We start from the raw sequence: 10,578 nt of genomic DNA on the forward strand, positions 1-10,578 counted from the left end.
ATTTCTTCGCGGATTTCCTCGTGCCCCGCTCCGCGCCGTCCTTCTTGGCCACCGCTACCTACCTCACTCCGTCGGCTCCCTTCGATCCTCCAGCAGATCGAACGGGAGCGCGACGTGGCGAAAGACCGGATCACGGGGGGCCGGACGACGGACCCGGCAGGGCCTGCGGTCCTACCTCCAGGGCCCGGTCACGGCGAAGGTGGTTCCGGGCTGGTACGCGTTGACGTACATGGTCCGGGCGTCGGGGGAGAAGGTCACCCCGGCGAACTCCCCCCACTCCGGGGCCCCGGGCCGCCCGATGTCGTCGGCGTTGCGGGCCACCGGGTACACCTCGCCGTCCAGGGCCACCCCGAACACGTACTGCGCGCCCCCGCCGTCCTCGCACACCATCAGCCCGCCGTCCGGGGCCAGGCAGATGTTGTCGGGGGAGTCCCCGGGCAACTGGACGTCCGCGGCCGGGCCGAAGACCACCTCCAGCCGCAGCCGGCCGCGCAGCGGGTCGAGGAACCACACCTGGCCGTGGTGGTCGGCGGGGGAGCCCTCGCGGCTGCGGGCGTAGCTGGAGACGAAGTGGACGCCGCCGTCGCCCCAGTAGCAGCCCTCCAGTTTCTGCGCGTGCGTGATCCCGCCGGGCCCGAAGTCCTGGAGCCGGACGGGGGTCACGGCCGCCGACGGATCCGGTACGGGAACCCACTCCACCGGGAATTCCGCCCCGGGCCGGTCCACCACGGCGAGGTTCGCCAGGCCAGGCACGCGCAGGGCCTCCAGGGCGCCGCCGGCCCGCAGCGAGCCGGGACCGCCGAGCGGCCGCTCGGGCAGGAAGCGGTAGAACAGGCCGAAGGGCTCGACGAAGGCGTCCTCGGTCAGGTACACGACCCCGCGGTACGGGTCCACCGCGACGGCCTCGTGCGCGAAGCGGCCCATCGCGGCGAGCGGTACCGCGCCCGAGCGGTGCGGGTCGGCGGGGTCGACCTCGAAGACGTAGCCGTGGTCCTGGGTGTAGCCGGAGGTGCCGGCCCGGTCCTCGGTCTCCTCGCAGGTCAGCCAGGTGTTCCAGGGCGTACGCCCGCCCGCGCAGTTGACGGCGGTGCCGGCGAGGGCGACGCGCTCGGCGGTGACCCGCCCCGCCGGGTCGAGCTCCAGGACCGTACAGCCCCCGAGCGCCTGGGGGTCGTACGTCAGTCCCCCGACCGCGGGGACGCGCAGGGCGGCGGTGGTGCGGTTCTCGTGGTTGCGGACCAGCCGTACGCCGCCGCGGCCGGCGGCGAAGGCGGCCATGCCGTCGCAGTTGGCCGGTACGGTGCCCTCGCCGGAGCGCAGTGGGTCGCCGGCGCGGGAGAGCACCCGGTAGGTGAACCCGGCGGGCAGATCGAGCAGGCCGGCCGGGTCCGGCACGAGCGGGCCGTAGCCCCGGGCGGCCGGGGCGGCGCCGGACGGCCCGGCGAAGAGCGCGGCGAGCGCCCCGCCGAAGGCGATGCCGCCGCCGGCGGCGGTGAGCAGGCTGCGTCGGGTGAGGGACATCGGCGACTCCCGGCGGTGGGGCTGGACACACGACCGGCCCGTGGTACCACGCCGTGCGACAGCGCTGCCCGCTGCCCCGCCGGGAGTACGCCGTGAGGGTCCGCGGACGGGGTGGGGGAGTCGCGCAGGGCACTCCACCCACCGCGTCCCCGGACCCGGGACCCGGACCCGGGACGGACCCGGGACGGACCCGGGACCCGTCAGACCAGCTTCGCGCTCAGCGTGATCGTCGTGCCCGTCAGGGCCTGGCTGACCGGGCAGTTCTGCTTAGCGTCCTCGGCCGCGGCGACGAACGCGTCGTTGTCCAGGCCCGGCACGTCGCCCTCGACGGTGAGGTGGATCCCGGTGATGCCCTTGCCCGGCACGAAGGTGACGGCGGCCGAGGTGGTCAGCTTGGCCGGCGGGTTGCCCGCCTTCGCCAGACCGTTCGAGAAGGCCATGTTGAAGCAGCTGGAGTGCGCGGCGGCGATGAGCTCCTCCGGGCTGGTGCGCCCGTTGGCCGCCTCGTCGGTCCGCGCCGGCCAGGAGACGGGGTAGCTGCCGAGGCCGGACGAGTCGAGCATGACGACGCCCTTGCCTTCGAACAGGTCGCCTTCCCAGACGGCGTGTGCGTTGCGTGTGGCAGCCATGGTGGATCCCTTCGCAGAAGTGGAAACGGCCGGCCCGTGGAAACGGGCCGACGTCCCCAAACCTACTGGGAGACCAGGGGCTTCGCGTCGCGCGCCAGCGCGGTGAGCCGCGAGATGGCGCGGAAGTACTTCTTGCGGTAGCCGCCGTTCAGCATCTCGTCACTGAACAGACGGTCGAAGGGGACGCCCGATGCCAGCACCGGTATCTCGCGGTCGTACAGGCGGTCCGCCAGCACCACCAGCCGCAGCGCCGTCGACTGGTCCGGGACCGGGCCGACGTCCGTCAGGCAGACGGCCGCTATGCCGTCGGTCATGGCGCCGTACCGGCTCGGGTGGACGCGGGCCAGGTGCTCCAGCAGGCCGGGGAAGTCGTCGAGGCTCGCGCCGGGCGTCGCGTACGCGGCCTTGGTCACCTGCTCGTCCGAGAACGGGGCCGGCGCTTCCGGCAGGCCCCGGTGGCGGTAGTCCTGGCCGTCGATGCGCAGCGGCCGGAAGTGCGCGGACAGCCCCTGGATCTCCCGCAGGAAGTCGGCGGCCGCGAACCGGCCCTCGCCCAGCTTGCCGGGCAGGGTGTTGGAGGTGGCGGCCAGCGCCACACCCTGCTCGACGAGGCGGCTGAGCAGCGAGGACACCAGGACGGTGTCGCCCGGGTCGTCCAGCTCGAACTCGTCGATGCACAGGAGCCGGTGCCCGCCCAGGGTCTGCACGGTCTGCTGGAAGCCGAGCGCGCCGACCAGGTTGGTCAGCTCCACGAAGGTCCCGAAGGCCTTCAGCGCGGGCTCGGCCGGGGTGGCGTGCCACAGGGAGGCCAGCAGGTGGGTCTTGCCGACGCCGTAGCCGCCGTCGAGGTAGACCCCGCGCGGGGCGGTCGGGGCGGCCGGCTTCTTCGCGAACCAGCGGCGCTTGCCGGCCCCGGTCGCGTGCGCCCCGCCCAGACCGGCCGCGAATCCGCTGAGCACGGTGACGGCCTCGGCCTGGCTCGGCTGCGTCGGGTCCGGGTCGTACGTGTCGAAGCGCACCGAGTCGAAGCGGGGCGGCGGCACCATCTCGGCCACCAGCCGTTCGGCGGGCACCCGCGGCTCGCGGGCGCACAGGGCCTGCGGGCCCGCGTCGGCTATCGGAGGCCGGCCGGAGAGTGATCCGGAGGGCGAGAGTGATGTTGACACAGCACTCAACTCTACGGGCCGTGGCACACTGCACCGATGCGACGCCTGTTCCCTGTGACCGATCAGACATCAGCCCCCGACCCGGCCTCGGCCGAAGACCAGGCCGACCGCGAGTGGTCGCTGGACGAGCTCGCCGAGGCGTACGCCTACCCGGCGATCGGCCCGGACGGCCACTGGCTGCGGGCGAACATGGTTTCGACTCTGGACGGCGCCGCCCAGCACGACGGCCGCTCGCAGCCCATCTCCGGCGAGACCGACATGCGGATCTTCGGCACCCTGCGGGCGCTGGCCGATGTGGTGGTCGTGGGCGCGGAAACGGTTCGTCTGGAGGGTTACCGCCCGGCGCGGGCCCGGGAGGCCTTCGCGGCCCGCCGCGAGGCCGCGGGCCAGGGCCCGGCGCCCGCCATCGCCGTGGTCACCGCGAGCCTGGACCTGGACTTCTCGCTGCCGCTGTTCGCCTCCCCGCTGGTCCCCACCCTGGTGGTCACGGGCGCCGGCGCCCCCGCCGACCGGGTGGCGCAGGCCCGGGCGGCCGGGGTCGAGGTCGTGCTGGCGGGCGAAGGCGCCGCCGTGGACCCGGCCCGTGCCGTACGGGGCCTTGCCGAGCGCGGGCTGCGCCGCCAGCTGATCGAGGGCGGGCCGAGGCTGCTGGGCCAGTTCGTGGCCGCCGACGCGCTGGACGAGCTGTGCCTGACGATCTCGCCGACCCTCACGGCGGGGGACGCCCAGCGGATCTCCGTGGGCCCCTCCGTCACGGTTCCGCACCGGCTCGCACCGGCCTGCGTACTGGAAGAGGCCGGGTTCCTCTTCACGAGCTACCGTCGGATCTGACAAGGCGCGGAATTTGTCGTTCCGCTTAGCTTCCGCTGGGCACATATACATCCGCAGGCCCCGTGCGACAGCGGGGCAGGATGGTTTCCGCAGGGGCCGGTCGGCCTCGGCCCACGAAGGAGAGGGCGTCCGTGTTCACGAGCGTATTGATGATCGAGCAGCCGCTGACCCCCGTCGACGTGGACTTCGTCACCACCCTTCACGGAGACGACTCGGTCTCCTTCGTCGTCCTCATGCAGCCCCGCGGCGACCGGGACCGGCTGCTGCGCGCCATCGACGACGTCGCGCTCGGTGAGCTCCCCGAGGCCATCCGCGAGGGCGACGAACCCGAGGGCGAGGCCGCCCGCGGCCCCGCCGGGCAGGCCCTCGAACACTCCCTGGCGGCCCTGCGCAAGAAGGGCGCGAAGGCCGTCGGGCAGATCGTCGAGGACCACCCCCTCGACAAGCTCAAGGCGGTGGTGGAGGAGACCGGCGCCGACGAGGTGATCGTCCTGACCGCCCCCCACTACGTGGAGGAGTTCTTCCACCGGGACTGGGCCTCCCGGGCCCGGCACAAGGTCGGCGTTCCGGTGCTCAAGCTCTTCGCCCACAAGGAATAGGGTGTAAGCGGCTGAACCCGTACTCGATCCTGGAGCGACCTGAATGAAGCCCGGCCTGCCGACCGCCATGGAACGGCCCCACTTCATCGGCATCGGCGGCGCCGGCATGTCCGGCATCGCGAAGATCCTCGCCCAGCGCGGCGCGAAGGTCGCCGGCAGCGACGCCCGTGATTCCGAGACCGCCCAGGCGCTGCGCGCCCACGGCGCCACCGTGCACATCGGGCACGCCGCCGGCCACCTCGCCGAGGACGCCACCTGCGTGGTCGTCTCCAGCGCCATCCGCGCCGACAACCCCGAGCTGGCCCGCGCCGCGGAGCTCGGGATCCCCGTCGTGCACCGCTCCGACGCCCTCGCGGGCCTGATGGACGGGCTGCGGCCGATCGCGGTCGCCGGTACGCACGGCAAGACCACCACCACCTCGATGCTGGCGGTGTCCCTGTCGGCCCTGGGCCTGGACCCCTCGTACGCCATCGGCGGCGACCTGGACGCCCCCGGCTCCAACGCCCACCACGGCGAGGGCGACATCTTCGTGGCCGAGGCGGACGAGAGCGACCGCAGCTTCCACAAGTACACCCCGCGCGTCGCGATCATCCTCAACGCCGAGCTCGACCACCACGCGAACTACGCGTCGATGGACGAGATCTACGAGTCCTTCGAGACCTTCGTCGGCAAGATCGAGCCCGGCGGCACCCTGGTCGTCGCCCACGGCCAGGCGGGCGCGGCCGAGATCGCCGGCCGGGTCCGCGGCAAGGAGGGCCTCACCGTCGTCACGTACGGCGAGGAGCCCGAGGCCGACGTCCGGATCACGAAGATCACCCCGCGCGGCCTGACCAGCGAGGTCACCGTCGTCATCGACGGCCGGATGCTCACCTTCACCGTCTCCGTGCCCGGCCGCCACTACGCGCACAACGCCGTCGCGGCCCTCGCCGCCGGCGTCGCCCTCGGCATCCCGGCGCACAACCTCGCCTCGGCCCTCGGCAAGTACACCGGGGTCAAGCGCCGCCTCCAGCTCAAGGGCGAGGCGGCCGGCGTACAGGTCATCGACTCCTACGCGCACCACCCCACCGAGATGACCGCCGACCTGGAGGCCATCCGCGGCGCCGCCGGGGACTCGCGCATCCTGGTCGTCTTCCAGCCCCACCTCTTCTCCCGCACCCAGGAGCTCGGCAAGGAGATGGGCCAGGCCCTGGCGCTCGCCGACGCCTCCGTGGTCCTGGACATCTACCCCGCCCGCGAGGACCCGCTCCCCGGGGTCACCAGCGAGATCATCATCGCGGCCGCCCGGACCGCGGGCGCCGACGTCACCGCCGAGCACGACAAGGGCGCCGTCGCCGAGGTCGTCGCGGGAATGGCCAAGCCCGGCGATCTCGTTCTCACGATGGGCGCGGGCGACGTCACGGACCTCGGTCCGGCCATCCTCGCCCGCCTGTCGAGCTGAAGACACGAGGAGCGGGAGAGTCATGTCGTACGAGGTCGAGAAGACGGACGAGCAGTGGCAGGCGGAGCTGACCCCGTCCGAGTACCAGGTGCTGCGCCTCGCCGGCACCGAGCCGGCCTTCCGCGGTGAGTACACGGACACCAAGACGGAGGGCGTCTACGCCTGCCGCGCCTGCGGCTCCGAACTCTTCCGCTCCACGGAGAAGTTCGAGTCGCACTGCGGCTGGCCGTCCTTCTTCGACCCCAAGGACTCCGAGGCGGTCGAACTGAAGGCGGACGTCTCCCACGGCATGGTCCGCACCGAGGTCCTCTGCGCGAAGTGCGGCTCCCACCTGGGCCACGTCTTCGAGGGCGAGGGCTACCCCACCCCGACGGACCAGCGCTACTGCATCAACTCCATCTCCCTGCGCCTGCACCCCACCGAGGGCTGACCGGGCGAGCCGCTCCACCGCCGACCGCACGAAGGGCCGGTTCCGCTCGGCGGAGCCGGCCCTTCGGCATGGCCGGACCCCGGCGACAGGAGGGGTGCACGGGGCACGAATCGGTGCGGGAGGCCTTCCGTTCTCCAGGTGTACGGCGCAGTGTCACGAAAGGAACTCCAGCCGGTACGCCGGGGGCGCTGTTCTTGGGGCGCCCCTCGACACCCCCCTCACTCCACAGAGGTCGTCACGTCATGGCAGAACTGAATCGCCGTAGGTTCCTGCAGATCGCAGGCGGCAGTGCCGCCGCCGCGATGCTCAACGAGAGCATCGCGCGCGCCGCCGCCATTCCGGCGCAGGGCAGCACCGGAACCATCCAGGACATCGAGCACATCGTCGTGCTCATGCAGGAGAACCGGTCCTTCGACCAGTACTTCGGCTCGATGAAGGGCGTACGGGGCTTCGGTGACCCGCGTCCGGTCCTGCAGGACAACGGCAAGTCCGTCTTCCACCAGTCCAACGGGACGAAGGACATCCTCCCCTTCAACCCGCAGGTCAACAACCTGGGGATGCAGTTCGTCGAGGGCTTGAACCACGACTGGGCCGGCGGGCACCAGGCGTACAACAACGGCAAGTACGACAAGTGGGTGCCCGCCAAGACGGCCACCACCATGTCGTACATGACGCGGAACGACATCCCGTTCCACTACGCGCTCGCGGACGCCTTCACCGTCTGCGACGCCTACCACTGCTCCTTCATCGGTGCCACCGACCCCAACCGCTACTACATGTGGACGGGTCACACGGGCAACGACGGCGTCGGCGGCGGCCCGGTCCTCGGCAACCAGGAGGCGGGCTACGGCTGGAAGACGTACCCCGAGCGGCTGGAGGCGGCCGGGGTCTCCTGGAAGGTCTACCAGGACATCGGCGACGGCCTGAACGCCGCCGGCTCGTGGGGCTGGATCAGCGACGCCTTCCGCGGCAACTACGGCGACAACTCGCTGCTGTACTTCAACAACTACCGCAACGCCCAGCCCGGCAGCGCCCTGTACGAGAAGGCCCGTACCGGCACGAACGCCAAGGCGGGCGACGGCTACTTCGACAAGCTGCGGGCCGACGTGGTGGGCGGCACCCTGCCCCAGATCTCCTGGATCGCCGCCCCCGAGGCCTTCAGCGAGCACCCGAACTGGCCCACCAACTTCGGCGCCTGGTACATCTCGCAGGTCCTCGACGCGCTCACCGCGAACCCGGCGGTGTGGGCGAAGACCGCCTTCTTCATCACCTACGACGAGAACGACGGCTTCTTCGACCACGTCGTGCCCCCGTACCCGCCGACGTCCTCGGCCTGGGGCCTGTCCACCGCCGACGTGTCCAAGGACCTGTACGCCGGGGGCGGCGGCTACTCGGCCGGACCCTACGGGCTCGGCCCGCGCGTCCCGATGATCGTGGTCTCACCGTGGAGCAAGGGCGGCTACGTCTGCTCCGAGACCTTCGACCACACCTCGGTGATCCGCTTCATGGAGAAGCGCTTCGGCGTGCAGGAGCCCAACATCTCGCCGTGGCGCCGCGCCGTCTGCGGGGACCTGACCTCCGCCTTCGACTTCACGCGGGCGGACGCCTCCCCGGCCTCCCTGCCCTCCACGGCCGACTACATCCCGCCGGACCACAACACCCACCCGTCCTACCACCCCGTCCCGCCGGCCACCGGCACCCTGCCGAAGCAGGAGGCGGGCGGCAAGCCGACGCGTGCGCTGCGCTACACCCCCTACGTGGACGGCAGGGCGACCCCCTCCACGGGCAAGTTCACGCTGACCTTCTCCAGCGGCCCGTCCCTCGGCGCCCACTTCCACAGCACCTCGGGCAACCGGACGGACGGCCCCTGGCCCTACACGGTCGAGGCGGGCAAGACCCTGTCCGACACCTGGAGCACCAGCAGCTCCACCGGCAACCAGATCAACCTCACCGTCTGGGGCCCGAACGGCTTCCTGCGCACCTGGAAGGGCCCGGCCAAGAAGGCCGGACCCGAGGCCACCGCCCGCCACGCGGACGCCACCGGCAACCTCGACCTCACCCTGACGAACTCCGGCACCGCCGCCGTCAACCTCACGGTGACCAATGCCTACGGCGGGGCCGCCCAGACCTTCAAGGTCAACCCCGGCGCCACGGTCGCCCACACGGTCGACCTGCGCACCACGGGCCGCTGGTACGACGTCAAGGTCGTCTCCGACGCCGACACCACCTTCCTGCGCCGCTTCGCCGGCCACGTCGAGACGGGCGCCCCGGGCGTCTCCGACCCGGCGCTCAGGACCGTCTGACGCGGTCGTCCGGCGTACGCAGCAGCCGCCGCTCCAGGACCGTGAGGTCGCCGGGGCGGTGGCTGCGCGCGTGCCGCAGCAGCAGGTCGCGCGCGGTGTCGGGGACCCGGCGCCGCTTGGGGTGGCGGGTGGTGAACTCCTCGCTCGCGAAGAACCGCACGGCGGCGTCCAGCCCGGCCCGGTCCGTCTCCCGTACGCCCCAGGCCAGTTCCTCGGTGGGCAGCCCGGCCAGCAGCCGCTGCGGAGCCCGCTCGGCGAGCAGCCACGCCGCGTCCCGGGGCTCGTCGCGCACGCCGCCGAGCCAGCTGAACACCACGCTCAGCGGCGCCCCCCGCGGCAGGTCCGGCTCCGCCTCGCCCCCGGCGAGGGCCTCGGCGTACGCGCGCAGCCCCGCGGGCGCCGCGGCGGCCCACCGGGCCCGGTGCCGGGCCGGGATGCCGTCGGGAGAGAGGGGGTCGAGCAGGCGCCTCAGCTCGGGGGTGGCGGGCGGCGGGCACCATCCCTCCTGGCACATGCACCCGACCGGCCCGCCGTCATAGGGGTCCGTGGGGTGCTCGGCGTGCGGGTCGTAGGGACTCACGGCCCGTACCTCGGCGATCTCCGCCGGGGCGCTGACCGTGTACGTGCGGGGGTGGTGCGGGTGGCGGGCGCCGTCGGGCCGGGAGAAGTCCCCCATCAGCAACGGCTCCGAGCCCGATGTCGGTATCACGGTGTGATGGTAGGCCCCGTGGGCAGAACGTACGGCGTCGCTATCCGCCCGCCCCGTCACCGAGGGAGAACGCATGGCCATCGCCCACCGCCGGATCGGCACCGGACCCGTCCGCGTCATCGTGCTGCACGACTGGTTCGGCACCTCCGCCAACTGGGGTTCCGTACTGGAGTACCTGGACCCGCAGGAGTTCTCGTACGCCTTCCTCGACTACCGCGGCTACGGTGAGCGCCGCGACGTCCCCGGCCGCTACAGCCTCCCCGAGATCGCCGACGACGTCCTCGAACTGGCCGACCAGCTCGGCTGGGACACCTTCTCCCTCCTCGGCCACTCCATGGGCGGCAAGGCGGCGCAGCAGGTCCTGGTCCGCGCCCCCGAGCGGATCGAGAAGCTGATCGGCCTCACCCCGGTGCCGGCGGCCCCGTACGAGATGGACGACGCGACCCACGCGCTCTTCTACGGCGCCGCCGGGAACGCGGAGAACCGCCGCGCCATCCTCGACCTCGTCACCGGCAACCGCACGAGCCGGCACTGGCTGGGGCACATGGTCGCCCACTCCCTCGACGTCTCCCGGCCCGAGGCCTTCGCCGGGTACCTGGCGAGCTGGCAGCCGCTCGACCTGTCCGCCGCGGTGAAGGGCAACACGGTCCCGGTGCTGGTGCTCGTCGGGGAGTACGACCTCGCGCTGACCGCCGAGGTCATGCGCGCCACCTGGCAGGTCTGGTACCCGAACTGCCGGATCCGCACCCTGCCCGGCGCCGGCCACTACCCGCCGCACGAGACCCCGGTGGCCTTCGCCACCGAGATCGAGGCCTTCCTGCGCAGCTAGGGGGTGTCTGGCGGATCAGGGTCGGGTAGCCCGGCCCGCCTGGCACCGTGGCTTGCCGCGTTGTCGTCAGTCGCCAATGCTCCGCAGTGGCTCCCTCCTCCGCCTTGCAATCCACGGCACCAG

Annotated in this window: 10 protein-coding genes; 6 read left to right on the plus strand and 4 right to left on the minus strand. The window is 72.4% G+C overall.

Features of this window, described 5'->3' with window-relative positions:
* Positions 1–171: 171 nt before the first annotated feature.
* The 3 genes from AB0M99_RS16050 to zapE all read right to left on the minus strand — a co-directional run bounded on the left by AB0M99_RS16050 (position 172) and on the right by zapE (position 3,316).
* The gene (locus AB0M99_RS16050; RefSeq protein WP_365920671.1) at positions 172–1,521 is read right to left on the minus strand and encodes an alkaline phosphatase PhoX; all 1,350 of its coding nucleotides are present in this window, start codon (positions 1,519–1,521) and stop codon (positions 172–174) included.
* 200 nt (positions 1,522–1,721) lie between these two features.
* On the minus strand, positions 1,722–2,150 hold the full coding sequence (locus AB0M99_RS16055) for an OsmC family protein (protein WP_365920673.1): 429 nt from the start codon (positions 2,148–2,150) through the stop codon (positions 1,722–1,724).
* 62 nt (positions 2,151–2,212) lie between these two features.
* A complete protein-coding gene (gene zapE, locus AB0M99_RS16060) occupies positions 2,213–3,316 on the minus strand; it encodes a cell division protein ZapE (RefSeq protein ID WP_365920675.1) in 1,104 nt (367 codons plus the stop codon).
* A 36-nt stretch (positions 3,317–3,352) separates the two neighbouring features.
* Between zapE and AB0M99_RS16065 the strand changes: the two genes are divergently transcribed.
* The 5 genes from AB0M99_RS16065 to AB0M99_RS16085 all read left to right on the plus strand — a co-directional run bounded on the left by AB0M99_RS16065 (position 3,353) and on the right by AB0M99_RS16085 (position 8,917).
* Positions 3,353–4,147: a pyrimidine reductase family protein gene (locus AB0M99_RS16065; RefSeq protein WP_365920677.1), complete on the plus strand. Its 795-nt coding sequence runs from the start codon at positions 3,353–3,355 to the stop codon at positions 4,145–4,147.
* Between the two features lie 131 nt (positions 4,148–4,278).
* Complete coding sequence (locus AB0M99_RS16070; RefSeq protein WP_365920679.1) at positions 4,279–4,746, plus strand: indole-3-glycerol phosphate synthase; 468 nt, start codon at positions 4,279–4,281, stop codon at positions 4,744–4,746.
* A 43-nt stretch (positions 4,747–4,789) separates the two neighbouring features.
* Positions 4,790–6,184, plus strand: coding sequence for a UDP-N-acetylmuramate--L-alanine ligase (murC, locus tag AB0M99_RS16075; protein ID WP_365920681.1), 1,395 nt, complete (start codon positions 4,790–4,792; stop codon positions 6,182–6,184).
* 22 nt (positions 6,185–6,206) lie between these two features.
* Positions 6,207–6,614 carry a peptide-methionine (R)-S-oxide reductase MsrB gene (gene msrB / locus AB0M99_RS16080; RefSeq protein ID WP_365920683.1) on the plus strand — a complete coding sequence of 136 codons (408 nt, stop codon included), beginning with the start codon at positions 6,207–6,209 and terminating at the stop codon, positions 6,612–6,614.
* Positions 6,615–6,856: 242 nt separating this feature from the next.
* Entirely contained in the window at positions 6,857–8,917 is a 2,061-nt protein-coding gene (locus AB0M99_RS16085) for a phosphocholine-specific phospholipase C (protein WP_365920685.1), read from the plus strand.
* Here AB0M99_RS16085 and AB0M99_RS16090 read toward each other — a convergent pair.
* Entirely contained in the window at positions 8,904–9,626 is a 723-nt protein-coding gene (locus AB0M99_RS16090; RefSeq protein WP_365920687.1) for a hypothetical protein, read from the minus strand. The two genes, AB0M99_RS16085 and AB0M99_RS16090, sit on opposite strands and share 14 nt — an antisense overlap.
* A gap of 73 nt (positions 9,627–9,699) precedes the next feature.
* Between AB0M99_RS16090 and AB0M99_RS16095 the strand changes: the two genes are divergently transcribed.
* On the plus strand, positions 9,700–10,455 hold the full coding sequence (locus AB0M99_RS16095) for an alpha/beta hydrolase (RefSeq protein ID WP_365920689.1): 756 nt from the start codon (positions 9,700–9,702) through the stop codon (positions 10,453–10,455).
* Positions 10,456–10,578: the final 123 nt, after the last annotated feature.

Source organism: Streptomyces sp. NPDC051183, from assembly GCF_040682455.1.
GTDB lineage: Bacteria > Actinomycetota > Actinomycetes > Streptomycetales > Streptomycetaceae > Streptomyces.